We start from the raw sequence: 23,204 nt of genomic DNA on the forward strand, positions 1-23,204 counted from the left end.
TGTCTTTATATGACGGTTTATTTGGCCGCCAGTGTCTTGGCTTGTTCTACCCATTTGTCACGGGTTGCACGACCCTTAAAGCCCTGCAAATTTTCGTCCACCCATTTTTCTTCGGCTGCACCCCAGGCCGCGACCTGATCAAAGTGATAAATCCCCATCCCGTTCAACATCATCTCGAGCTTGGGTCCAACACCTTTGATCTGCTTCAAATCGTCAGCACCACCCGCACGTGGTGCCGCAAGTGCGTCGGGTTTACCGGTGTCAGCTTGCGGCGCTGCCGCTGGGCCAACCTGCGCCGGGACGTCTGTTGGCATCGCATTCGCGGCATCTGCGCTGTCGTCGACTGGCACGGGCGCAGCGTTCGGTTCAACAGTGCGCGAAGGGGTTGTTTTTGCAGGGGCACTGATCGTCGTAGATTTATCGTCACCGGGCGGCGCCAGCCGATCAAGCCACCCCAGCATCATCACAAAAAGAATGACCGCAGTAACGATCGCGCCGGACAGGAGCGCACCAAAAAATCCCATCTCGCCAAACAAAAGCAACAAAATCGTGAAGCCTATACCGAAACAGGCTGCAATAGCGATCATGCGCTGTGTGACTGGTTTCAATCCATCCATGTTATGGTCTCCCTCGAATGGTCGTTCACCGACCTTCTCGTGTTGACTGGAAATGAATAAAGCCGCGTGTCCACGTCCCATTCACCGTCATCTACAATGACTGCTTGAGGGACAAAATCTAACGTTATTCGCGTTTTGCGGCACCAAAATCACTATAGATCGTTTTTTTTACCGAATTGTGACGTCTTTACTTCGTTTTGGCCAATGTCGTCGCTTGGTCAACCCAGTTATCACGGACGATACGTCCCTTGAATTTCAGGCGGTTGTCGACCCACGTGATCTCATCTGCGGTCCATGCTGCAATCTGGTCAAAGTGCCAAAAACCGAGTTCGTTCAAAATGCCCTCAAGCTTTGGACCGACGCCGCTGATCCGTTTCAGATCATCTGCGCCCGATGGGCGCGCCGTGGCCAAAGTGGTTGGTTTCGTTTCCACAGTCGCAGGGTCAGCCTTGCTGACGGGCTTGCCCTTTGACGTTGCGACGGCTTGTTGCTTGGTGATGCCGGTTTTGTCCGCCGGTTTTGTTGCTGCAGGTTTGGGTTCTGCTGCATTGGGCTTGGATGTCACAGCATCAGGCGCTGCGCCTTTGATCCACGGCGTCAATAGCGGCACCTCTGTGCCGTCAATGCGTTTGACGGTGTCGCCGATATCAACCGCGGCTTGGACGCTCGCATTGTATTTGGTTTTCCCGCTTTCGTAGCCGCGCAAGCTGGTCAGCCCCTTCAAGGGCTCTGCTGCGAAACGTCCGTTTTGCGGGCCGGGTACGGGGACTTTGCCGGCAGCTAATTCATCAATGATCTCGCCCAGACGCGCGGCGGTCAGATCTTCGTAGTAATCTTTGCCAATTTGGGCCATCGGCGCGTTGGCGCACGATCCCAAACATTCGACCTCTTCCCAGGAAAATTTTCCGTCCGCTGACAGCGTATGCGCCTTATCCGCAATCTTGTCTTTACAGACCGCGATCAGATCTTCGGCGCCACAGATCATGCACGATAACGTACCACACACCTGAATGTGGGCAATGGAACCAACGGGCTGTAGTTGGAACATAAAATAAAACGATGCGACCTCCAGCACGCGAATATATGCCAGATCAAGCATTGTCGCGATGTGTTCGATGGCAGGACGTGTCAACCAGCCTTCTTGCTCTTGCGCGCGCCACAATATCGGAATCACCGCCGAGGCTTGACGCCCTTCGGGAAACTTTTTCATCTGCGCCTCAGCCCATTTCTGGTTGTCGGGCGTAAATGCAAACGTGGCGGGTTGGTCGTGGTAAAGGCGGCGTAGCATCAGTTGATCCCAGTCATTACGGCAGCTGACATGGTCAGCGCAAACAAGGCGGTGGGGACGATCCCACCAGGATTAAGCCCACCTAACAGAAGCAGCAGGCTGGGCAAGCCAATATTCAACATCCCGACATCCTCCATTAAACGCAATTGCTCGAAATGATCTCGAAACCAGCTTTGTCAGTGGACACGCGCCCACGGCCTTCGGCTTTTAGTTCGCTCATCACCCGTGCAAGGTCTTGTTGGGAAAGCGTCGCATTGGCCATGATCACATCAGAATTGCTTTGATTTAGCACACAGCCGTTTTGTTCGGTCGCTGTCACAAAACGTTCTTTGGCTGAAAGCGGGTTGACCGCAACAACAGGTGCCGGTGCGGGTTGCACCACTGGCGGCGGTGCGGATGTCCGGAAGTCAGGAATAGTGAACCCGCCTGCACACGCAGACAAAGCCAAGAAAGATACCATGGGAATAATGCGGGTCACGTGATCACCTTTCGATCCTAAAATATGTTGCGCAAAAGTGTCGCAACAATGACGGCAATCGCCCCGGCGATGGCCGATTTGATGAAACGGTTGCTGCCGCGTGCGACCAAAGCGCCCGCTATACCGGCAACCGCCCCAAGGACAATAAGCCAAATATCAAGTGTGATCGAACCCATTAGCGGTCGATCTCACCGAACACGACGTCCATTGTTCCAATAATTGCCGCAACGTCTGCCAGTTGGTGCCCCGTTGCGACATGATCCATTGCCTGCAAGTGCAGATACCCGGGCGCGCGCAATTTGGCGCGGTAAGGTTTATTGGATCCGTCAGCAACCAGATAGACACCAAATTCACCTTTTGGCGCCTCAACCGCGGCATATACTTCGCCCGCAGGCACGTGGAACCCTTCGGTGTAAAGTTTAAAGTGATGGATCAACGCTTCCATCGACGTTTTCATTTCGCCGCGTGTTGGCGGCGTCAACTTGCCACGTGCCATCACATCACCCTTTTCATGGCGCAGCTTTTCGCAGGCCTGACGGATAATCGATGTGGATTGACGCATTTCCTCCATGCGGCACAGGTAACGGTCGTAGCAGTCACCATTTTTGCCGACAGGGATCTGGAATTCGAATTCGTCATAGCATTCGTAGGGCTGTGATCTGCGCAAATCCCACGCAAGGCCCGATCCGCGTACCATTACACCCGAAAAACCCCATTGCTGAATGTCCTCTTCAGTCACCACCCCGATATCGGCATTGCGCTGCTTGAAAATCCGGTTTTCCGTCAGCAACCCGTCGATATCGGCCAGCACCTTGGGAAATTCCACCGCCCAGGTATCAATATCCTCGATCAACTGATCTGGCAGATCCTGATGGACGCCGCCTGGCCGGAAATAGGCCGCATGCAACCGCGCACCACAGGCACGCTCGTAGAATACCATCAGCTTTTCACGTTCTTCAAAGCCCCAGAGCGGCGGGGTAAGTGCGCCAACATCCATCGCTTGTGTCGTTACGTTCAACAAGTGGTTCAGCACCCGACCGATTTCCGAATAGAGAACCCGAATTAAAGAAGCGCGACGCGGGACTTCTGTTCCAGTCAATTTCTCGATCGCCAAGCACCAAGCATGTTCCTGGTTCATCGGGGCCACATAATCCAGCCGGTCAAAGTACGGCAGGTTTTGCAGGTACGTCCGGCTTTCCATCAGCTTTTCGGTGCCACGGTGCAGCAGACCGATATGCGGATCGCAGCGCTCGACGATTTCGCCATCCAACTCAAGCACCAAACGCAACACGCCGTGCGCCGCCGGGTGCTGTGGGCCAAAGTTAATATTGAAGTTACGGATTTTCTGTTCGCCCGTCGTGGCGTCAGTAGACCCGTCATCATAGGTGTTTACACGGATATCGCCGTCCATCATGCCACAGCCCTCGCAAGGTTAGTCTGCCACGCAGTGGGCAGCGGGCCGACGTGTTCGGCGACCCATTCGTATTGATCTTTTAATAAGGCAACTGCCCTCTTGGCCAGTCCCGCATTCATCGTCGCACTTACACCAGCGTGGACCCTGCGACCAGCGTCAACGCCAGTCGGCGTAATCCCGAGAAATTTACAAATTTGCGCCCAACCTGTCGGCGTAAACATGACCTCGGTAAAGCCGACCATCAGCCTAGACGCCGGCACAACGGCGCGCAGCCGTGTGATCGCACCGCGATAGTCACCCCGGTCCAGAATATTCGGTAGGTTTTTGCCATCCACGATGTCACCAAGCAGGGCATTTGCATCTGCCTGCACTTGCGCGTCGTCACTGCCCGCACGGGTCACATGCATGCGCACATGGCTCCAAAGACGTGCCATAGGGTCGCGCACAAGATAAATGACTTTGGACACCGGGCTAGCGCCAACCATCCGCGTCAGACGGTCCGTATCAAGCAGGGCGTATGCTGGTGTCAAATCGGCCATCAAACGTTTGTCGCTTGCGCCCTGCCCCAGCCAATCAAGATATGCGGTATCGGTCGTGCGATCCCCGGCTATCACTGACATCAGGGCGATTATTTCATCGATCTGACGCTGCAAACTGTCGGCACGCAGGGTGTTCCCTTTAATCGTCATGCTCGCACGCATTCTGGACATTTGATCGCAGCGGCGCGCAAACGCGCGCAATTGCCAATCGCGCTGCTTGTCGTCAAAACTGTCCCAGTAATGCGCTTCTTTGACTGCGCGCAGCTTGCATTCAGGGTGATCAGCCAGCATGCGATAAAGCCAAGACGTTCCCGCCTTTGCTGCGCCCACACCGTAAAGAAGCGTTGTTTGCGTCATCTATGCACCGCCACCTGATGCGGCGCGCGCACGAACATCAGCCTTCGCCAATCGCACCGCGATAACGCGACGACCACATCTGTGCCAAGCACGCAGAGATGCAGCAGCGGCCATCAGCCTGCTTTCTCGTCTTTCTTTTCATCACCCGGCAGGATGTATTGCGCACCCTCCCATGGCGACATGAAATCGAATTGGCGGTATTCTTGCACCAGCTTTACAGGCTCGTACACGACGCGCTTTTGGACTTCGTCATAACGGACTTCGGTGTAACCCGTTGTTGGAAAGTCTTTGCGCAACGGATAACCCCGGAACCCGTAATCGGTCAGGATGCGGCGCAAATCAGGATGCCCCGAGAACAAGATGCCGAACATGTCAAACACTTCACGCTCGAACCAGTTCGCGCTGGGGTGCACGGATAAAATCGAAGGCAGCATTTCATCTTCGCGAATCTGCACGCGCAACCGGATCCGCTGGTTTTGGTACATACTCAAAAAATGGTAGACGACATCAAACCGCTTTGCCCGCGTTGGGTAATCTACCGCAGTAATATCAACCAAGCTTGAAAATTTGCAGGACTGATCGGTTTTCAGAAAGTCCACAAAGCTCACCAAAGAGGATGGCGCCACATTGACGGTCAATTCGTCATGCGTCACGTCCCACGACAGCACGCTGTCGCCACGTTTCGTTTCCAGCAGAGCACCAAGTTCGTTCAATGCTTCGGTCATAGTTTTGTCCTTTTCATCGCGTTAGCGAACGATCGTTCCCGTCCGGCGAATCTTACGCTGCAGTTGCAGGATTCCATAAAGTAACGCTTCTGCTGTTGGCGGGCAGCCGGGGACGTACACATCCACGGGGACAATGCGGTCACAGCCGCGCACCACCGAATAGCTGTAGTGGTAATATCCGCCACCGTTCGCACAAGAACCCATCGATATGACATAGCGTGGCTCTGGCATCTGATCATAGACCTTGCGCAGCGCCGGGGCCATTTTATTGGTCAATGTCCCGGCAACAATCATCAGGTCCGATTGACGTGGCGAAGCGCGCGGCGCTGTACCAAACCGTTCCAGATCATAGCGCGGCATTGAGGTATGCATCATTTCAACCGCGCAACAGGCAAGACCAAAAGTCATCCAGTGCAGCGACCCTGTGCGCGCCCAGTTTATCATGTCCGCAGTGCTCGTCACAAGAAAACCCTTGTCCTGCAACTCGCGGTTCAAGGTCTGGGTGGCAACTTCCTTATCAGCGCCCGCATCATTTAGGCCGGTGGCGATCCCCATAAGTACGTCTTTCCTTATCAGTTCCCATGCAGACCGATGGCCTACCTTTTGTGGTTATTGACCTACGCTTGGTCCCCGCAGAGGTCAAGACAGCACGCACCCAAAGGTGCCATCAATTCAAATCGGGTATATTCTTCCATTGCGGCCAAAATTGAGCCAAGGGATTGTTAACTATTTGGCGATACCCAAGTAGAAATTGGAGAGTGGCGATTGAGTTATTTGCATAAAAAACGATCGCCATTGCGACCGTCCCGTATTTTTTGGTCGATGTTGGTCATCAGCTTTGTCGCGATTGCCGCGCAGGCGCTTGTTTCGATCTGGATGGCAAAAGCCACCGATACCCTGACGGCAGAGTATACGCACCAACTGGTCAACACGCGCCTTCAAGCGGAAATCAATCGGGTGCAGATCAGCACACAGGACTACGCAATTTGGGACGAGGCATATTTTTGGATTGTCGTACGCAACGATGAGGCTGTTTTTGCCAATATCGGGTCAGGCGCGACCGAAGGCGATACGTTTGATTTCATTTTCATCGTCGCCCCCGACGGCACGCCGATTTACGGATACTTGGCAGGCGGCGACGGATCCGACATTTCCGTCATCGACGCGGATGCAACAGCTGCATTTATATCGTCCTTGAACGAAACCGAAACGCTCCCCGATGCCGTGACGGCCAATTTCGCACGGATTAATGGACAACCTGCCGTCGTGGCAGCCTCACGCATCCAGCCTGCGGACACCACGGCAGTCGATATTGGCAATCTACCGATTATGATCTCTGGAATCTTTCTTACGGAAGCCGCAGCAACGGGTTTCGGCGAGGAACTTCTTGTCAACAATTTAAAGATCGGACCCGTTTCGGCGCAACTGGCTGCCGAAACAGAGTTCGAAACGCTGCGCGATATGGATGGTCACGAGGTCGCAAGGGTGTCCTGGACTCGCCCGTCACCTGGGAGCGGGCTATTAAGGCGCAGCATGCCTATTCTGGCCGGGGTGTCTTTGCTATTGTTATCGACAAGCATTTTCATTGGAATGGCGTCGTCACGACAAACACAAGCCTTTTTACGTGAACGATCCGTGGCCCGCACAGATCAATTGACCGGTCTGTTGAACCGCGCAGCGCTGGAAGAGATCGTTGCCGAACCCGTCACACAAAATGCGCTCTCGTCTGGACAAGCCGCGCTTATTTACATGGACGTAAATAAATTTAAACAATTGAACGACAGCGCAGGCCATGATTCAGGTGACACCGCGCTGAAGGTGACCGCGAGCAGGCTTCGGTTTGCAATACGCGCAGCCGATCACGTCGCGCGGTTGGGCGGCGACGAGTTTTTATGTCTCATCATTGATACCAACCCCCTTGAAGCCGCACGAGCGCTTGCAGACCGCATCCTAGAAAGCACGGAATCCCCCGTTCGCCTCGCAAACGGGTGGCATAAGGTCCGGCTTGCCATCGGCATTGCGACAGCAAAACCCAACACCTCTTGGCAGGCACTCCTCTCTCAAGCGGATGTCGCGATGTATCGGTCGAAAAGCATGTATCCACTTGCGCCGGTCATATACGAGAATGGCATGACGATCGCACAAAGCAAAATGCCCACCGCGTCTGCGATGGGCACTTAATAAGTAAATCCAGCTGACTTTGATTACTCCCAGTCAAGCGCGCCTTTTTTCCATTCGTAGGCAAACCCTGCGGTCAGCACACCCAAGAACACCATCATTGACCAGAAACCAACCATGCTGATGTCTTTAAACGCGACCGCCCAAGGGAACAAAAACGCGACTTCAAGGTCGAAGATGATAAACAGGATCGAGACCAGATAGAAACGCACGTCGAATTTCATACGTGCATCGTCAAAAGCGTTGAAACCGCATTCATATGCCGACACTTTTTCCGGATCGGGATTACGTACAGCTAAAACCGCTGCTGCTAAAATCAGGATCAGCCCCAGCGCAATTGCCAGCCCCAAGAAAATCATGATTGGCAGATATTCAGCAAGCATTTCTTGCATAATGCGACCCCTGTGACACGGCACACACAACTGTACACCTAGAATTCATTCATGGCTGCATACCGCCCGCGGCATTGCGGGTCAACATGTCGTGCCATTCTCGGCCCCGAAAAATTAGGACAATTGAGACCGATACCCAAGACGTCAATCCAACGCCGGACGACGCGGCGACAGCACAATCCCGGCAAGAGAAAACAGTGATACCGCATGCGACACCCCGTTCGCACGCGGGCATTTTCGCGTCGCAATATCGGCCATTTCGATCAGGTTATCGAATTGTTGGTCCGTCAGCCAAAAAAGCACATGCATCCCGATCGTAAAATCACCGGGTATTTCGGACACGTCGACGCGGCACCCCGTGACCGTGGGCGTGAAATGGTAAGAGCAGACAGTGACTTGCCCACTGGCCAGAACCAGCATCACCTCGTGGGTCGATTGATCCGATGTCAATATTTTCGCATCAATTTTGATGATAAGAGGCTGATCACCGTTTTCTGGGTCTGTTAGATGGTGCGACATCACAGCCACATCGAAAAAGCCGTTGGCATCTGCGCTTCCCGTCAGGACGCGTCCACGCAACTGATCGGGGCGCAAACCAAACGCACAATGTGCGGCCTTTACGGACATCGGGAACTCTGCCCGCGCATTCAGACGCCAATTCATCGCTTTGCCCCAGTAAAGCAACATGGACAGCAAAACGTTTAAGACGAGCGTTCCCGCAAAAGCGGCAATGACGGCCATCACAACGATAAGGACATGCGCCGCATCGCGATACTGCACCGGCGCATCGCTTGCGAGTGTTGCGAGCCGCGGCAACGCCAAAAGAAACGCAGTCATCGCAGGGGCTATGCTCATCGTCTCTAACGGTACGTTGGGAAACAGCGCGACATGAAAAACGACACTTAACGCGACGAGGCCGAGTATGAACATTACATTCTCTAGAGGTACGGTCACGTTCGCGGCGTACAGGATGGCCACCACAATCGCCGCAAACACGGCCAACACCACGACACGGCGCAACCGTACGACGCGGTAGATAAACTGTTCCCATGTTGGCCAACTAAAAGACATGACGTCCCCTTTTTTCGTGGCGAACATACAGCGAAATCGGTCAGAAGTGAGACAAAATTCAGACCACATATTTTAGCGCCTATCCGACAGCAAAAATCCCGGGCGTCAAACCCGCCATGGTCAGAAATCAGATCGTGCGTTTAGCTCCTGATATGCCTGAACGACTTCGGCGCGAACGATCCGCGCGATCTGCGCACAATCGTCGACGTCAAACGTTAACGGGAGCCGCATATCAACCAGCCCTGCCAAAATACGGTCTGTGTTCGGCATCGGGCCACTGGCGGCATAGCGCCAGCTGTCATAGCGCGACGTATAGCCAATTGGCTCTGCGGCACCAAACCACTTCATCTCGACGCCGCGCGACGCGCAGCGCCGCAGCACTTTTGCGACGGCATGTTCCGGCCACGCCAATAACAGAAATTGGAAAGACGACCCGGCAAACTGCTCGCGGGGGTCACGATCGATCAGCTTTAGACCGGGTGTATTGCGCAGACCGGCCTCAAGCGCATGGTAAAGCGCGTTCCAGCGCCGGGTTTGGCGTGTCAGATCGCGCAACTGCGGCCGCAAAATCGCCGCACGCAAATTATCCATCCGCCCTGAAATGTTCGGGGTGTCGTATTTGATTTTTTCAAAAACGTCCGGTGGCGGCGCCGCGCGGTGATGGTCGAACAGCATGTAACTGCCCGATAGGACAATCGCGCGCGCCATGTCTTCGGCATCGTCGGAAACCAGCAGCCCCCCCTCTCCTGAATTTATGTGTTTGTAGGTCTGCGTTGAGTAACACCCAAACCGGCCCCATCTGCCGCTGGGTATACCGTCCCAAGCGGCACCCATCGTATGCGCACAATCTTCAATCACCGTGACTGATGCCGCATTACACATCGCCATAAGGCGGCGCATATCACAGATATGTCCACGCATGTGGCTCAGCAACAAGACGCCCCCCGGTTCGATCTTTGCCGCGAGATCATCAAGATCAATCACCAGGTCTTCGGTCACATCGATATAAACCGGCACCCCACCCACCGCGGCAATTGCACCCGGCACCGGCGCAAGCGTGAACGCATTGGTCATCACCCGGTCACCATGCCCGACGCCTATCGCGCGCAATGCGGTCGTGATCGCGAAACCACCCGAAGCAACGGCAAGGCAATACCGCGCGCCGACGCTTGCCGCGAACTCCTCTTCCAGCAATGCTGCCTCGGCCACCTCGCCTGCGATGGTGTTATAGCGGTGCAAGCGTCCATGCTGCATGACAACGTTTGCGGCGGCGATCGCCTCGGGCGGGATCGGTTCCTGCTGTGTAAAGCTGCCCTGAAAAATCTCTGTCATCATCCGCCCATCGACCCATATTTTTTGCACCAGCGACTAGCCGATCAAATTGCCGACCACGCCATGTAACTGTCGAAAGTCATCAATCGTTGCCTCAGGATCAAGCGCCAGCACATCGTGGCGTCCGGGACCAAAAGTAACCAATACCGAAGGCACCCCTGCATTGCGCGATGTGTCGCGATCTGTCGCGGTGTCACCTACCAAAAGCGACCGCTTCGGATCACCCCCGGCGCGGCGCACTGCCTCAAAATGATGGGCCGGATCAGGTTTGCGCACGGGCAGTGTATCCGCGCCGATCAAAGACGCAAAATCATCACGGACCCCAAGTTCGCGCAAGAGCGTATCGGCCAAAGCTTCGGGTTTATTGGTCGCGATCCCCACGGCATACCCATCAGATTTGAGCTGCAAGACAGCATCCATCGCACCGGGGTACATCACCGTATGGCGGCAAATATCCTGCGCGTAGGCCTTGAGCAAGATTGGATATTGTCGCGCAACTTCATCGTCGGCAACCCCGTCCACCCGCGAAAACCCCAGCGTCAGCATCGCCCGCCCGCCACGCAACGCCGTGGCCGCGTCTTGGGATGCATCAAGCAAATCACCCAAACCCAGCCCCCGAAAACAGGCATTCGCCGCCGCGATCAAATCGCCGGAGGTATCGGCAAGCGTGCCGTCGAGGTCAAAGATCACTGTGCGCATGTGGCAGCCTTTATAAATAATTCACCCGCTCATCTGTAACGCGATGTAAACTGATGTGAAGCCCCCCACCCTTGTGGTCTGTAAAAACAGCAGTAGAAGACACAGGAAACAAAAAGGCAAAGAGCATGGCACGCGCACTGATTATTCTCGCCGCAGGTATGGGCACGCGGATGAATTCCGACCTGCCCAAGGTCTTGCATCAAATCGCAGGCGCACCGATGCTGGTCCATGCGATGAAGGCAGGCCATTCGTTGGCACCGGAACGAACAGTTGTGGTTGCAGGTCACGGTGCATCGGCCGTCGAAAAGGCGGCAAAGGCATATGACCCCGACGCGCTGATCGCGCTGCAATCGGAACAACTGGGCACGGGCCACGCCGTCGCGCAGGCCCGCGATGCATTGGCGGGGTTTGAAGGTGATGTGATTGTTCTATACGGTGACACACCGTTTATCAGCGCGGAAACGCTGGCAGCAATGACCGCCGCACGATTGACCCATGACATTGTCGTGCTCGGGTTCGAGGCCGCAGATCCGGGACGCTACGGGCGCCTGATCGTCGTCAATGACCAGCTTGACCGGATAGTCGAATTCAAGGATGCGACAAACGAAGAAAGGGCCGTAACGCTTTGTAATAGCGGCGTGATATGCGCCGATGCTGCGATCCTTTTTAACCTTATTGACGCGGTAAAAAATGATAACGCGGCCGGTGAATATTACCTGACAGACACCATCGCAATTGCAAGGTTGCGCGGTCTGTCTGCCACCGTGGTGCGCTGCGACGAAGCCGAAACACTGGGCATCAATTCGCGTGCTGAATTGGCCCAAGCAGAGGCCGCTTTTCAATCACGCGCGCGCGAAGCTGCGCTAGCGGATGGGGTAACCATGAGCGCCGCCGAAACCGTATTTTTCGCGCATGACACGGTGATCGGACGCGACACACTCATCGAGCAGAACGTTGTTTTTGGCCCCGGCGTCACGATCGAGTCCGGCGCAACCATCCGCGCTTTCTCGCACCTTGAGGGCTGCCATGTTTCGCGTGGGTCCGTTGTTGGCCCTTATGCCCGGTTGCGCCCTGGCGCCGAATTGGCCGAGAACGTCAAAGTGGGAAATTTTGTCGAAATCAAGAATGCCCAGATTGAACCGGGCGCAAAGGTCAATCACCTGTCCTATATTGGCGACGCCACGGTTGGTGCGCGCGCCAACATCGGTGCAGGCACGATCACCTGCAATTATGACGGCGTTTTCAAATACCAAACCATGATCGGCGCCGATGCATTTATCGGGTCCAACACCATGCTCGTGGCCCCTGTGACCATCGGCGCGGCTGCCATGACGGCCAGCGGATCCGTGATAACCCGTGATGTCCCCGACGGCGATCTGGCACTGGGCCGCGCCCGTCAAGAAAACAAACCTAAATTTGCAGTACGCCTGTTCGAAAAGCTGCGTGCGCGCAAAGCAAAAGGAAACTGATCATGTGTGGCATTGTAGGCGTACTAGGAAATCACGAAGCTGCACCGATGTTGGTCGATGCCCTAAAGCGGCTTGAATATCGCGGTTATGACAGCGCAGGCATCGCGACAATCAACGACTTGCGACTTGACCGGCGCCGGGCCGTTGGCAAATTGGTCAACCTGTCCGACCTGCTCGTGCATGATCCGCTCGCGGGAAAGGCAGGAATAGGTCACACACGGTGGGCAACGCATGGCGTGCCTAGCATCGTGAACGCGCACCCGCACCGCGCCGGAGGTGTCGCTGTCGTCCACAACGGAATTATCGAAAACTTCCGCGAATTGCGGTCCTATTTGGCGGAAAACGGGATCGCGTTCGAAACCGACACCGACACGGAAACGGTTGCCCTGCTGACCCAGCATTACATCGACCAAGGCGACAGTCCGGTCGACGCCGCCGCACGTACCATTGCGCGTCTTGAGGGGGCGTATGCGTTGTGTTTTCTGTTTGATGGCCACGATGATTTGTTGATCGCCGCCCGCAAAGGGTCGCCGCTTGCCATCGGTTACGGGACAGGTGAAATGTTTGTCGGGTCTGATGCCATTGCCTTGGCGCCGATGACCGACAAGATCAGCTACCTCGAGGAAGGTGACTGGGCCGTCATCACACGGCACTCGGTCGAAATTCGCGATGCGGCAGGCGCGTTTGTCACGCGCGACATCAAAACAATCCACCTTGAGACCGCGCAGGTTGATAAGGCGGGTTACAAGCATTTTATGGCCAAAGAAATAGCCGAACAGCCGACGGTCCTGCAAGGTGCGCTTGCGCATTACATCAACGGCGATGCCACGGCTGTCACCCTGCCGGATACGGGCCTTGATTTTACGCAGGTCGAAAGGCTGACAATGGTCGCCTGCGGTACAGCGTTTTACGCCTGTCTGGTCGCAAAATACTGGTTCGAACAAATCGCCGGTTTGCCCGTCGAGGTCGATGTTGCATCGGAATTTCGGTATCGGGAACCACCGGTCACGCCGGGTACGGTCGCGCTTTTTGTCAGTCAGTCGGGTGAAACCGCTGATACGCTTGCGGCCCTGCGCTATATGAAAGGCAAAGCCGCCAAAATCGTGTCGGTCGTGAACGCCCAAGAAAGTTCGATCGCCCGCGAGAGCGACCTTGCCTTGCCGATCCTCGCGGGGACCGAAATTGGTGTCGCGTCGACCAAAGCATTCACATGTCAGCTCACGACACTTGCCATTCTGGCGCTGGATGCAGCCCATGCGCGCGGTCGGATCAATGATGCCGGTCTTGCGGAAAAACTTTCGGCGCTGCGCGCCCTGCCAGGCCTGATGAACCTTGCGCTTGGCATCGAGGATAAAACCCGCGAAGTCGCCGCAAAATTGGCTGAGGCGCGGGATATTCTATTCCTGGGGCGCGGTGCAATGTATCCGCTGGCACTAGAAGGCGCATTAAAACTAAAAGAAATCAGCTATATACACGCCGAAGCTTATGCTTCGGGGGAATTGAAGCATGGGCCGATTGCATTGGTCGATCAACACGTCCCCGTGATTGTGATGGCACCGCGTGATGCGCTGTTCGACAAAACGGTGTCGAACATGCAAGAGGTCATGGCACGCGGTGGCAACGTGCTATTGATCACCGACGCCAAAGGCGCAGCAGAGGCCGGCGATGGTGTTTGGGACGCGATCCTCATGCCGGAAATCGACCCGTTTCTTGCCCCGATCCTTTATGCAATTCCGGCGCAGTTGTTGGCCTATTATACCGCCATTGCCAAAGGGACTGACGTCGACCAGCCGCGCAATCTGGCAAAGTCAGTGACGGTGGAATGATACACCCTGCCCCGATCACATTGTGCGACAGCGCGGTCACACTTGTACCATTGGCGCAAAGCCATGCGGCGGATTTGGCTGTGGCTGCTGCCGCGGATGATCTGTGGAAAACATGGTACACGTCTGTTCCGCACCCCGATACGGTGTCCGCCGAAATCGCACGCCGTCTGGACCTGCAAGCGGCGGGAAGCATGATTGCATTTGCGGTCATGACACCTGATGGCCGTGCTGTCGGCATGACCACCTACATGAATATTGACGCGCGAAACCACCGCCTTGAAATTGGCAGTACATGGTACGGCACATCCGTACAGCGCGGCCCCTTGAACACGCAGGCAAAACGCCTGTTGCTCGGGCATGCCTTTGATGATTTAGGCTGCAACGCGGTCGAATTTCGCACACACTATATGAACCATCAAAGCCGCGCCGCGATAGAACGATTGGGCGCAAAACTGGATGGGGTGCTGCGCGCCCATATGATCACCGCCGACGGGTCGCTCCGCGATACCTGCGTTTATTCAATTCTTGCGTATGAATGGCCCGCCGTTCGCGCAAACCTGACATGGAAGCTGAGCAAGCCAAGATGACCACAACAAAATCTGCCATCGCGGCGCTGCGTGCCGAAGGCGATACCGCCAAAGCGTCGGAACTGCACCGCTATCACAAAATTGACCGGCCTTATGTCGGGATCTCGAACACCGCGCTTGATGATCTGGTCAAGGAATGGCGCGCCATTATGGATCTGGAAACGCGCCTGACCGTGGCGCGCGGTCTTTGGAAAAGCAACATTCACGAAGGCCGGATTGCAGCGGCTAAATTGCTGACGCAGGCGCGTATCCGCCCCGACGATACGGCGGCATGGGATCTGATTGCGGCATGGGTCGCTGATTTGGACGGTGCCACCATCGCCGATCACGTTTGTGTTGCAGGGGCAAAGCGGCTCGTCGCAGACCCTGCGCGCTTGGATCAGGTTGCAGGCTGGGCAAAGTCTGATCAGATGTGGACGCGTCGCGCAGCATTGATGATGACGCTGCCTTGGACAAAAATGAACAATCCCAAAGCTGACGACATCGCCATCCGTGAACGGGTGCTGGACTGGGCTGCGGGTTATGTAACCGATCACGATTGGTTTATCCAAAAAGCGATCGGCGGCTGGTTGGCCGAATTAGCCAAACATGACCCCGCGCGCGTTCAGGCCTTTGTCACTCTCCACGGTGCAGACATGAAACCCTCTGCGGTCAAAGAGGCGACGCGCAAATTGGAATCCTAGGGCGGGTGTTGACCTACCCTAGTTTCGGAATACGGTGAGTTCCGCAAGGCTGGTGAGCGGTGCTTCGATCAGGCGCATCGCAGCCAAACTGATCTGGCTTCCCGACCCTGCCGCCCCACCAGATGGACGCAGTTCGACGTTCACGGATTTACCTTTGTAGATCACGCGGCCCGCGCTAACGGCCGTTACTAACGGGGTTTTTAGCCAAATCCCCGGCTCTGCGGGTGATCCAAGCGACGCGACGGTTACACCCAACGACACATCTGACACCGCAACCGGCGCGATTGCCGCCGCACGATCCGCCGCCGTTGTCGTATCAAACTGATCGACAGTCGTCGCATTCGCAGGCGGGGCCGGTGGTGGTGAAATGGCCACTGTCGGCGCGGTTTCCTCTGGTGGTGCGACCGCCACAGGAACTTCGGTACATGCGGCCAGCGCAACAAACGGGAGGAAAAATTTTGCTTTCATGCGCAAAACTTAGGGTGCAAAGCACGATATTTCAACCACGTTGATGCGACTTGCGCAGATCATCGCGCAGCCTTAGGCTGCCGGCATGACCTTACCCCTTATTGACCCCTTTGCGCGCGCTATCGAATACCTTCGGGTATCAGTCACCGACAGGTGCGACTTTCGTTGCGTTTACTGTATGTCCGAAAACATGACGTTCCTGCCCAAAAAGGATCTTCTGACGCTCGAAGAACTGGATCGCATGTGCTCTGCATTCGTGCGGTTGGGTGTGCGCAAACTGCGGATCACAGGCGGTGAACCTTTGGTGCGGCGCGATATCATGACATTTTTTCGCAGCATGTCGCGCCATCTCGATAGCGGAGCCTTGCAAGAACTGACCGTGACAACCAATGGCAGCCAACTAGAAAAACACGCCGACGATCTTTATGCCGCAGGTGTGCGGCGGATCAACGTATCCTTGGACACCTTGGATGAGAAAAAGTTTGCGGATATCACCCGCTGGGGTCGCCTGCCCCAAGTCATTCGCGGCATCGATGCCGCCCAAAAGGCAGGGCTGCGCGTCAAAATCAACACTGTCGCTCTCAAAGGTTTTAACGAAGACGAACTGTTTGCCCTGACCGACTGGTGCGCGTCGCGCGACATGGATCTGACCTTCATCGAAGTGATGCCAATGGGGGATCTGGGCAACGAAGACCGCTTTGGCCAGTATTGGTCACTGGCGGACCTGCGTGCGCAACTGACGACGCGATCGACACTGACGAACCTGACCGAGAAAACCGGCGGACCAGCCCGTTATGTGCGTGTTGACGCCACCGGCCAAAAGATCGGATTCATCACGCCGCTTTCGCATAACTTTTGCGAAAGCTGTAACCGGGTGCGGATCACATGCACCGGTGAAATCTATACTTGTTTGGGGCAAGAAGGGCATTCAGACCTGCGCGCACCATTGCGGGGGTCGGAATCAGATGCCGAGCTCGATACAGCCATTCGTGCGGCGATTGCCCTTAAACCCAAAGGGCACGATTTTGACTATTCGCGGCAAAAGGTCGACGGTCAAGTCAGCCGCCACATGTCACACACGGGCGGCTGACGATAGGTGGGGGATGCCCACCCATTTGATTTACGCAGCAGGCATCCGCTTTTCGACAATCTCGGCCCACCAACTGCACCCGGCTGGAATCGCATCATCATTAAAATTGTAGTGCGGATTATGCACGTCGGCTGAATCGCCGTTGCCCACCAGAATATAGGCGCCGGGGCGTTCTTCGAGCATATAGGCAAAATCCTCGCCGCCCATCACCAACGGGGCATCCTCACATGCGCCCGACACCGCTGTGGCGACGTCTGCGGCAAATGCGGTCTGTTCCTCATGGTTTACCATGCACGGATAGCCGCGGTGATAGGTGACGCGTGCTTCGGCACCAAATGTCGCACCAATGCCAGCGCTGATCGCATTCAGGCGCGTTTCGGCCTTGTCGCGCATCTCTTTCGACATGGTGCGCACCGTGCCTTTCAAATGGACGCGTTGTGCGATCACATTGAACGCCTTGGATGACGATTCGATCGACGTGACCGACACGACCACCTGATCGACAGGGTCCGCATTGCGGCTGGCAATGGTCTGCAGCGCGGTCACGAGGTGCGCCGCAATCACAATCGAATCGACCGTTTGATGCGGCTTTGCCGCATGCCCGCCCAATCCCTCGACCGTGATTTCGAATTGATCCGTGGCCGCGAAAAACGCGCCCGGACGGATCGCGAAGCTTCCGACAGGTTTGCCGGGCCAATTGTGCATCCCGTAGACTTCTTGAATGTTCCAACGGTCCATCATGCCGTCTTCACACATTTCGCGACCACCGCCGCCGCCCTCTTCGGCGGGCTGGAAAATGACAACCACGGTCCCGTCAAAGTTACGGGTCTCGGCCAGGTATTGCGCGGCCCCCAGCAGCATTGCGGTATGCCCATCGTGGCCGCAGGCATGCATCGCACCATCCGTTTTTGACTTATACGCCAGCCCGGTCTGTTCATGTATCGGCAGTGCATCCATATCGGCACGCAAGCCAATCACCTTGCCCGAGGTATCTGTTTTTCCCTTTATCACACCCACAACGCCGGTGCGTCCGATGCCGGTGACGATTTCATCACAACCAAATGCCGCTAGTTTCTCGGCGACAACCGCAGCGGTGCGGTGTGTTTCAAATAGGATTTCGGGGTTTTCATGCAAATCACGTCGCCATGCGGTGATTTCTGGCAGCAATTCAGCAAAGCGATTTTTGACGGGCATTTGGTATCTCCATGAAAGGTTGCGCGACCTTGGGTCACGACGGGGTCAAAGGTTTGGACCAAGCACCAGCTTGGACCCATCCGAGAAGCGGGACAACCGGAACCGGCTGATATCATGATTGGGTGTTTCGCCGGTGACAAGCTGGGCAACAATGCGACCAAAGCCGGGACCGATGCCAAACCCGTGACCGCACATGCCCGTGGCAATGGTCAGCCCCGGCATCTGCGCAGCATGATCAACGACGGGAACCACATCAGGCATGGTATCGATCATCCCCGCCCACGCTGTTTTGATCGTAATTTTGCCAAGCTGCGGATAGGTATCTGCAAAAGATTTGGCCATTTTTGCAACCTTTCCCTTGTTCGGCGCCGGATTCAACACACGCATTTTTTCGAACGGGCTGACAGTATCTGCGGACCAACGCCGCGCCGTCGTCCATGCATCGGGGTAGCCTTTTGGTGGCACCGGCAACAGACGCGTGCCTAGCGGATCTTGCATCAACTGTGGGGCAAATCGGCCAAACGCGCGAAAGGCGTCAGGACCGACGAATAGCTCGTGAAATCCCGACGCGGCAAGGGTATAGCCGCCATCCAGCCGCCGCCGAAAGGCCAGCCTGTCGTCCACGGCCGCGCCGTCATGTACATTGGCCAATACGCCCGTGGCAGCAACGGTTGCGCGTACCGACAACTGCGGAATAGCAATGCCGTGCCGGCGCAACAGCAGCGACGACCACGCACCGCCCGCAACCACGACGGCAGAGGTGACAATCGGTCCGGCCTCGGTGATGACGCCAGAAACGCGCCCGGCGGTGGTGTCGATCATCCGCGCTGCACAGCCTTCGACAAAAATCACACCGTCGCGTGCCGCCGCGCGTGCAATCGCGGGAACGGCTGTCCAGGGTTCGGCCCGCAAATCACTGGACGTCCAAAGGGCGCCTGCCCAATCAACAGCCGCACCGGAAAACAGTTTTGCTGTCTCTTCGCGTCCCAGAATACGCGTATCAAGCCCGTGCGCCTTGGCCGTTGGCAGCCAGTTTTCATAGCGGGCCAGCTTTGCTGGCGTTGCGGCAAGATAACTGACGCCGCCTTGGCGTAGCCCGATATCCTCACCGAGGGTGGCTGCCATCTCGCGCCACATCGCAACCGATTCTAACAGAATCGGAACTTCGGCAGCATCGCGCCCCTGCGCCCGGATCCATCCCCAATTACGCGAGGATTGTTCGGCGGCGATTCTGCCTTTTTCCAGCACCACGACCTTTTGACCGCGCTTGGCCAGTTCCCACCCCGACATAACGCCGATGATACCGCCCCCAATCACCACAACATCCGCCTGCTTGGGCGGGGGTTCGGGGTATGTGACCCGATTTTCGATAGCAATGGGGAATGGAGTCACTTGGTCAGGCTTTCGATAAGGGCGCGCATAAAGGCTTCGCCCTGCTGGAATTGATCAACTGTGATGTATTCGTTGGGCTGATGCGCCTGTGCAATATCGCCGGGGCCACAAACAACCGCGGAATAGCCTCGGGCCTGAAAATGCCCAGCTTCTGTGCCGTAACTAACCACGCTGCTGGCATTTGCGCCGGTGAGTTGACGCGCCAACGCCTCGGCGGAGCCGTCCTTTTCAGGTGCAAGGCCGGGCAGTTCAAAAAACTGTTCGTATGAAATCCCGGCATCCGGATGTAAGGTTTTCATCGCCGCATCCAGCGTTGCAACCTGCGCAAGAAACAGATCACGCCACGCGCTGATGCTTTCGCCCGGCACCACCCGAAAGGTCACGTCAAAATAGCAGTCCTTCGCCGTGATGTTATGGGCGGTTCCACCGGAAATCATGCCGACATGTAATGTCGTGTAAGGTGGCACAAATTCTGCGTCGACCACAGACGGTGCTTTTGCGGCGTTTTCAGCATTGATTTGATTCGCCCACTCGATCAACTTTGCGGCCATCATGATGGCACTGACACCCGTATGAAGCAGCGAAGAATGCACTTCGAACCCATGAAAGTGCATCTTGTAGCCCATGCCACCTTTATGGCCGGTCACGACTTTCATCATCGACGGTTCGCCCACGATCACGGTGTCACCGCGCGGCATTCCCATGCTGACCATGTGATCAATCATCGGCGGCGCACCGGTACAGCCGATCTCTTCGTCATAGCTCAGTGCAATTTGCAGCGGTCGCTTAATTTCAAGGCGTGCCGCACGTGTTATCGCCCAAATCGCAAGCGCATCGAACCCTTTCATATCGCAGGTTCCGCGGCCAAATAGCCGCCCCTGACGTTCGGTCACCGTGAACGGGTCGCTGTCCCAATTCTGACCATCTACCGGCACCACATCCGTATGCCCCGACAGCACCACGCCACCATCAACCTGCGGGCCGACATGCGCATACAAGGCGGCTTTGGTGCCATCATGATTGGGGACACGCACCGATGACACACCCTGATCTTCCAGATATTGTTGTACAAAATCAATCAGTTCAAGATTGCTGTCCCGGCTAACCGTCGGAAACGCAACCAAACGATCCATTAAAGCCCGCGCGCTGAGGGTCATGTGTTATCCTTCTTGTGCTGCATTATCCGCCACTTGTTCGTGCACCTGTTCAAACACGTGGCAACTTCAGTCTTGCGCGCCTGACAGGCAGGTGCAAACCGGAAACGGCTTGCGGCGGCTAAAATAAATGTTACCGTTTGGTAAAAATGCGCACTGCTTAATAATTAGTACAAGTGCTAAATAATAATCTGAACCAAGTGGGAGGTTCTATATGCCCGATGGGGCTTTGCCTGTTCTGGATGTCCGGGACCTCAAAACTGTTTTCAAAACCCGATCCGGCGAAGTCCACGCCGTGAACGACGTCAGCTTTTCGCTGCGCCCTGGCGAATTGCTGGGTGTTGTAGGCGAGAGCGGATCGGGTAAATCCGTAACGATGATGTCCCTTTTGGGACTGTTACCATCACCGCCCGCCGACGTGCGGGCCGGGTCAGTGATGTTTGACAACAAGGATTTGCTGCACGTTGATGCCGAGACACTGCGCGCCGTACGCGGTGGCAAGATCGGTTTCGTGTTCCAAGACCCGATGACGTCGCTGAACCCTGTGTTTACGGTGGGTCTGCAAATCATGGAGCCCCTGCGCAAACATATGGGCCTGTCAAAAGCACAGGCCAAAGCGCGCGCCCAGGAATTGTTGGAACTGGTCGGCATCCCGGACGCAAAGCGCCGCTTGGATGACTATCCGCACCAGTTTTCGGGTGGAATGCGGCAGCGGGTGATGATCGCCATCGCATTGGCGTGCGACCCGCAAGTGTTGATCGCAGACGAACCGACCACGGCACTGGATGTGACGATTCAGGCGCAAATCCTTGAACTGATGAAGGATCTGCGCAGCAAGCTTGGTATGGCCGTGATCTGGATCACCCACGACCTTGGCGTGATTGCCGGCATCGCCGACCGGGTCATGGTCATGTATGGTGGCCAGGTGGTCGAGCACGCCCCTGTTCAGGACCTGTTTCGTGATCCACAGCACCCCTATACGCGTGCCTTGCTCAAAACGATTCCGAAGATTCACGGTGAACGCGCGCCCCGCCTGACCGTCATCGAAGGGCAGCCGCCCATCATGATGGCGGCACCAAAGTCGTGCCCGTTCCGCGATCGCTGCGATGTGGCGTTTGATCGATGCGCCGCAGAAAACCCGCCCCGCTACGATCTGGGTGGGGGCCATGACGCCGCTTGTTTTTATGATGCCCGGACCGGAGCCCCTCGCAATGCTTGATACACCTGCAAAGCCGTTGGTCAGTGTCCGCGACCTGAAAATGCATTTTCCGATCCACGCCGGCTTGTTGCGTCTGCGCGTCGGCGAAGTGAAAGCGGTCGACGGCGTCAGTTTCGACGTGATGGAAGGTGAAACCCTTGGTCTCGTCGGTGAATCCGGATGTGGCAAATCCACATGCGGGCGCGCGGTACTGCGGCTTTACGATATTACATCGGGGTCGATTTCGATTGACGGCCGCGAGATCGGGACCACATCGCAACGCAAGCTGCGCACCATGCGGCCCGCCATGCAGATGGTGTTCCAGGATCCGCAAGCCTCGCTCAATCCGCGGATGACAGTCGAGGCCATTATCAAGGAACCCCTGGACGAACATACCAACATGTCCGAAGCAGAAAAGCGCGCAAAAGTGGGCGAGCTGATGGATGCTGTCGGGCTGAATCGCCAATTCGCGAAACGCTATCCGCAGGCGTTTTCAGGCGGGCAACGCCAGCGTATCGGCATCGCCCGCGCACTGGCGTTAAACCCGAAATTTATCGTTTGCGACGAACCGATTGCCGCCTTGGATGTCTCTATTCAGGCACAAGTGGTGAACTTGCTGGAAGATTTGCAAGAACAGTTCGGTCTGACCTATCTGTTTATCAGTCATGACCTGTCGATGGTGCGCCACATCGCAACCCGCGTTGCGGTGATGTATTTAGGCAAAATCGTCGAACTCGCCCCGCGCGAGGCGCTGTTTCGTGAACCCTTGCACCCCTATACCAAGGCGCTTTTGTCGGCGGTTCCGGAACCTGATCCCAGCCTTGCGACCAAAACCGAACGCATCATCCTGCAAGGTGATGTGCCGTCCCCCGCGAACCCACCCAAGGGGTGCAACTTTTGTACGCGCTGCCCGTCGGTGATGGATATCTGCAAAACAATCGAACCCGACTACCGCGAGGTCGCGCCTGGACGGTTTACCGCATGTCATCTGTATAATGATACCACCACTGCCGGCTAAACGGCGGGGCCCGAGGTTAAAAAGAGCATCAACAA

At 56.1% G+C, this 23,204-nt stretch carries 25 protein-coding genes; 8 read left to right on the top strand and 17 right to left on the bottom strand.

Annotated features, from left to right (window positions below; translation table 11 throughout):
- Positions 1–17: 17 nt before the first annotated feature.
- The 9 genes from ACXJGX_RS01625 to ACXJGX_RS01665 form a co-directional block, all read right to left on the bottom strand.
- On the bottom strand, positions 18–617 hold the full coding sequence (locus ACXJGX_RS01625; RefSeq protein WP_474778391.1) for an NADH:ubiquinone oxidoreductase: 600 nt from the start codon (positions 615–617) through the stop codon (positions 18–20).
- 187 nt (positions 618–804) lie between these two features.
- Positions 805–1,905 carry an NADH-quinone oxidoreductase subunit E gene (locus ACXJGX_RS01630; RefSeq protein ID WP_474778392.1) on the bottom strand — a complete coding sequence of 367 codons (1,101 nt, stop codon included), beginning with the start codon at positions 1,903–1,905 and terminating at the stop codon, positions 805–807.
- Positions 1,905–2,027 (bottom strand): hypothetical protein, encoded by a 123-nt coding sequence (locus ACXJGX_RS01635; RefSeq protein WP_474778393.1) that lies wholly within the window; start codon positions 2,025–2,027, stop codon positions 1,905–1,907. The genes ACXJGX_RS01630 and ACXJGX_RS01635 overlap by 1 nt, the downstream gene beginning before the upstream one ends.
- 14 nt (positions 2,028–2,041) lie before the next feature.
- Positions 2,042–2,383 (bottom strand): hypothetical protein, encoded by a 342-nt coding sequence (locus tag ACXJGX_RS01640; protein WP_474778394.1) that lies wholly within the window; start codon positions 2,381–2,383, stop codon positions 2,042–2,044.
- A 17-nt stretch (positions 2,384–2,400) separates the two neighbouring features.
- Positions 2,401–2,559, bottom strand: a complete 159-nt coding sequence (locus ACXJGX_RS01645) for a hypothetical protein (RefSeq protein ID WP_474778395.1) — start codon at positions 2,557–2,559, stop codon at positions 2,401–2,403.
- Positions 2,559–3,797: an NADH-quinone oxidoreductase subunit D gene (locus ACXJGX_RS01650; protein ID WP_474778396.1), complete on the bottom strand. Its 1,239-nt coding sequence runs from the start codon at positions 3,795–3,797 to the stop codon at positions 2,559–2,561. Before ACXJGX_RS01650 ends, ACXJGX_RS01645 begins: the two co-directional genes overlap by 1 nt.
- The gene (locus ACXJGX_RS01655; protein WP_474778397.1) at positions 3,794–4,693 is read right to left on the bottom strand and encodes a sulfotransferase; all 900 of its coding nucleotides are present in this window, start codon (positions 4,691–4,693) and stop codon (positions 3,794–3,796) included. Before ACXJGX_RS01655 ends, ACXJGX_RS01650 begins: the two co-directional genes overlap by 4 nt.
- Positions 4,694–4,806: 113 nt before the next feature.
- Positions 4,807–5,418, bottom strand: a complete 612-nt coding sequence (locus ACXJGX_RS01660) for an NADH-quinone oxidoreductase subunit C (protein ID WP_474778398.1) — start codon at positions 5,416–5,418, stop codon at positions 4,807–4,809.
- Between the two features lie 21 nt (positions 5,419–5,439).
- Positions 5,440–5,973, bottom strand: a complete 534-nt coding sequence (locus ACXJGX_RS01665; protein WP_474778399.1) for a NuoB/complex I 20 kDa subunit family protein — start codon at positions 5,971–5,973, stop codon at positions 5,440–5,442.
- A gap of 267 nt (positions 5,974–6,240) precedes the next feature.
- Between ACXJGX_RS01665 and ACXJGX_RS01670 the strand changes: the two genes are divergently transcribed.
- Positions 6,241–7,599 carry a GGDEF domain-containing protein gene (locus ACXJGX_RS01670; protein ID WP_474778400.1) on the top strand — a complete coding sequence of 453 codons (1,359 nt, stop codon included), beginning with the start codon at positions 6,241–6,243 and terminating at the stop codon, positions 7,597–7,599.
- A 23-nt stretch (positions 7,600–7,622) separates the two neighbouring features.
- Here ACXJGX_RS01670 and ACXJGX_RS01675 read toward each other — a convergent pair whose 3' ends face one another.
- The 4 genes from ACXJGX_RS01675 to ACXJGX_RS01690 form a co-directional block, all read right to left on the bottom strand.
- A complete protein-coding gene (locus tag ACXJGX_RS01675) occupies positions 7,623–7,988 on the bottom strand; it encodes an NADH-quinone oxidoreductase subunit A (protein ID WP_474778401.1) in 366 nt (121 codons plus the stop codon).
- A 144-nt stretch (positions 7,989–8,132) separates the two neighbouring features.
- Positions 8,133–9,059 (bottom strand): hypothetical protein, encoded by a 927-nt coding sequence (locus tag ACXJGX_RS01680; RefSeq protein WP_474778402.1) that lies wholly within the window; start codon positions 9,057–9,059, stop codon positions 8,133–8,135.
- A 120-nt stretch (positions 9,060–9,179) separates the two neighbouring features.
- Complete coding sequence (locus ACXJGX_RS01685) at positions 9,180–10,391, bottom strand: DegT/DnrJ/EryC1/StrS family aminotransferase (protein ID WP_474779155.1); 1,212 nt, start codon at positions 10,389–10,391, stop codon at positions 9,180–9,182.
- Positions 10,392–10,427: 36 nt separating this feature from the next.
- Positions 10,428–11,090: an HAD-IA family hydrolase gene (locus tag ACXJGX_RS01690; RefSeq protein WP_474778403.1), complete on the bottom strand. Its 663-nt coding sequence runs from the start codon at positions 11,088–11,090 to the stop codon at positions 10,428–10,430.
- A gap of 125 nt (positions 11,091–11,215) precedes the next feature.
- Between ACXJGX_RS01690 and glmU the strand changes: the two genes are divergently transcribed.
- The 4 genes from glmU to ACXJGX_RS01710 are packed head-to-tail and all read left to right on the top strand — an operon-like array spanning position 11,216 to position 15,655.
- A complete protein-coding gene (glmU, locus tag ACXJGX_RS01695) occupies positions 11,216–12,559 on the top strand; it encodes a bifunctional UDP-N-acetylglucosamine diphosphorylase/glucosamine-1-phosphate N-acetyltransferase GlmU (RefSeq protein WP_474778404.1) in 1,344 nt (447 codons plus the stop codon).
- Between the two features lie 2 nt (positions 12,560–12,561).
- Complete coding sequence (glmS, locus tag ACXJGX_RS01700; protein ID WP_474778405.1) at positions 12,562–14,385, top strand: glutamine--fructose-6-phosphate transaminase (isomerizing); 1,824 nt, start codon at positions 12,562–12,564, stop codon at positions 14,383–14,385.
- Complete coding sequence (locus tag ACXJGX_RS01705) at positions 14,382–14,972, top strand: GNAT family N-acetyltransferase (protein ID WP_474778406.1); 591 nt, start codon at positions 14,382–14,384, stop codon at positions 14,970–14,972. Before glmS ends, ACXJGX_RS01705 begins: the two co-directional genes overlap by 4 nt.
- Entirely contained in the window at positions 14,969–15,655 is a 687-nt protein-coding gene (locus ACXJGX_RS01710; protein WP_474778407.1) for a DNA alkylation repair protein, read from the top strand. The genes ACXJGX_RS01705 and ACXJGX_RS01710 overlap by 4 nt, the downstream gene beginning before the upstream one ends.
- Positions 15,656–15,673: 18 nt before the next feature.
- Here the strand turns inward: ACXJGX_RS01710 and ACXJGX_RS01715 are convergent, their stop codons facing one another.
- The gene (locus tag ACXJGX_RS01715) at positions 15,674–16,123 is read right to left on the bottom strand and encodes a D-galactarate dehydratase (RefSeq protein WP_474778408.1); all 450 of its coding nucleotides are present in this window, start codon (positions 16,121–16,123) and stop codon (positions 15,674–15,676) included.
- An 85-nt stretch (positions 16,124–16,208) separates the two neighbouring features.
- On the opposite strand from ACXJGX_RS01715, the gene moaA reads away from it, so the two are divergent.
- Positions 16,209–17,213: a GTP 3',8-cyclase MoaA gene (gene moaA, locus ACXJGX_RS01720; protein WP_474778409.1), complete on the top strand. Its 1,005-nt coding sequence runs from the start codon at positions 16,209–16,211 to the stop codon at positions 17,211–17,213.
- A 30-nt stretch (positions 17,214–17,243) separates the two neighbouring features.
- Here the strand turns inward: moaA and ACXJGX_RS01725 are convergent, their stop codons facing one another.
- The 3 genes from ACXJGX_RS01725 to argE are packed head-to-tail and all read right to left on the bottom strand — an operon-like array spanning position 17,244 to position 20,956.
- Positions 17,244–18,407 (bottom strand): M20 aminoacylase family protein, encoded by a 1,164-nt coding sequence (locus ACXJGX_RS01725; RefSeq protein WP_474778410.1) that lies wholly within the window; start codon positions 18,405–18,407, stop codon positions 17,244–17,246.
- A 45-nt stretch (positions 18,408–18,452) separates the two neighbouring features.
- The gene (locus ACXJGX_RS01730) at positions 18,453–19,799 is read right to left on the bottom strand and encodes an NAD(P)/FAD-dependent oxidoreductase (protein WP_474778411.1); all 1,347 of its coding nucleotides are present in this window, start codon (positions 19,797–19,799) and stop codon (positions 18,453–18,455) included.
- Positions 19,796–20,956 carry an acetylornithine deacetylase gene (argE, locus tag ACXJGX_RS01735; RefSeq protein WP_474778412.1) on the bottom strand — a complete coding sequence of 387 codons (1,161 nt, stop codon included), beginning with the start codon at positions 20,954–20,956 and terminating at the stop codon, positions 19,796–19,798. Before argE ends, ACXJGX_RS01730 begins: the two co-directional genes overlap by 4 nt.
- A gap of 211 nt (positions 20,957–21,167) precedes the next feature.
- Here argE and ACXJGX_RS01740 point away from each other — a divergent pair, with 211 nt between their 5' ends.
- Entirely contained in the window at positions 21,168–22,172 is a 1,005-nt protein-coding gene (locus tag ACXJGX_RS01740; RefSeq protein WP_474778413.1) for an ABC transporter ATP-binding protein, read from the top strand.
- A complete protein-coding gene (locus ACXJGX_RS01745; RefSeq protein WP_474779157.1) occupies positions 22,165–23,169 on the top strand; it encodes an ABC transporter ATP-binding protein in 1,005 nt (334 codons plus the stop codon). The genes ACXJGX_RS01740 and ACXJGX_RS01745 overlap by 8 nt, the downstream gene beginning before the upstream one ends.
- The last annotated feature ends 35 nt before the right edge of the window (positions 23,170–23,204 follow it).

The sequence above is a fragment of the Yoonia sp. SWMV100 genome, assembly GCF_056108365.1.

Coding starts and splice junctions, on each gene's coding strand:
- ACXJGX_RS01710 (WP_474778407.1), top strand. CDS start 14,969: ATGACCACAACAAAATCTGCCATCGCGGCGCTGCGTGCCGAAGGCGAT.
- ACXJGX_RS01675 (WP_474778401.1), bottom strand. CDS start 7,988: ATGCAAGAAATGCTTGCTGAATATCTGCCAATCATGATTTTCTTGGGG.
- glmS (WP_474778405.1), top strand. CDS start 12,562: ATGTGTGGCATTGTAGGCGTACTAGGAAATCACGAAGCTGCACCGATG.
- ACXJGX_RS01715 (WP_474778408.1), bottom strand. CDS start 16,123: ATGAAAGCAAAATTTTTCCTCCCGTTTGTTGCGCTGGCCGCATGTACC.
- ACXJGX_RS01740 (WP_474778413.1), top strand. CDS start 21,168: ATGCCCGATGGGGCTTTGCCTGTTCTGGATGTCCGGGACCTCAAAACT.
- moaA (WP_474778409.1), top strand. CDS start 16,209: ATGACCTTACCCCTTATTGACCCCTTTGCGCGCGCTATCGAATACCTT.
- ACXJGX_RS01655 (WP_474778397.1), bottom strand. CDS start 4,693: ATGACGCAAACAACGCTTCTTTACGGTGTGGGCGCAGCAAAGGCGGGA.
- glmU (WP_474778404.1), top strand. CDS start 11,216: ATGGCACGCGCACTGATTATTCTCGCCGCAGGTATGGGCACGCGGATG.
- argE (WP_474778412.1), bottom strand. CDS start 20,956: ATGACCCTCAGCGCGCGGGCTTTAATGGATCGTTTGGTTGCGTTTCCG.
- ACXJGX_RS01725 (WP_474778410.1), bottom strand. CDS start 18,407: ATGCCCGTCAAAAATCGCTTTGCTGAATTGCTGCCAGAAATCACCGCA.
- ACXJGX_RS01650 (WP_474778396.1), bottom strand. CDS start 3,797: ATGATGGACGGCGATATCCGTGTAAACACCTATGATGACGGGTCTACT.
- ACXJGX_RS01745 (WP_474779157.1), top strand. CDS start 22,165: ATGCTTGATACACCTGCAAAGCCGTTGGTCAGTGTCCGCGACCTGAAA.
- ACXJGX_RS01670 (WP_474778400.1), top strand. CDS start 6,241: ATGTTGGTCATCAGCTTTGTCGCGATTGCCGCGCAGGCGCTTGTTTCG.
- ACXJGX_RS01660 (WP_474778398.1), bottom strand. CDS start 5,418: ATGACCGAAGCATTGAACGAACTTGGTGCTCTGCTGGAAACGAAACGT.
- ACXJGX_RS01630 (WP_474778392.1), bottom strand. CDS start 1,905: ATGCTACGCCGCCTTTACCACGACCAACCCGCCACGTTTGCATTTACG.
- ACXJGX_RS01625 (WP_474778391.1), bottom strand. CDS start 617: ATGGATGGATTGAAACCAGTCACACAGCGCATGATCGCTATTGCAGCC.
- ACXJGX_RS01685 (WP_474779155.1), bottom strand. CDS start 10,391: ATGACAGAGATTTTTCAGGGCAGCTTTACACAGCAGGAACCGATCCCG.
- ACXJGX_RS01680 (WP_474778402.1), bottom strand. CDS start 9,059: ATGTCTTTTAGTTGGCCAACATGGGAACAGTTTATCTACCGCGTCGTA.
- ACXJGX_RS01635 (WP_474778393.1), bottom strand. CDS start 2,027: ATGTTGAATATTGGCTTGCCCAGCCTGCTGCTTCTGTTAGGTGGGCTT.
- ACXJGX_RS01645 (WP_474778395.1), bottom strand. CDS start 2,559: ATGGGTTCGATCACACTTGATATTTGGCTTATTGTCCTTGGGGCGGTT.
- ACXJGX_RS01665 (WP_474778399.1), bottom strand. CDS start 5,973: ATGGGGATCGCCACCGGCCTAAATGATGCGGGCGCTGATAAGGAAGTT.
- ACXJGX_RS01690 (WP_474778403.1), bottom strand. CDS start 11,090: ATGCGCACAGTGATCTTTGACCTCGACGGCACGCTTGCCGATACCTCC.
- ACXJGX_RS01705 (WP_474778406.1), top strand. CDS start 14,382: ATGATACACCCTGCCCCGATCACATTGTGCGACAGCGCGGTCACACTT.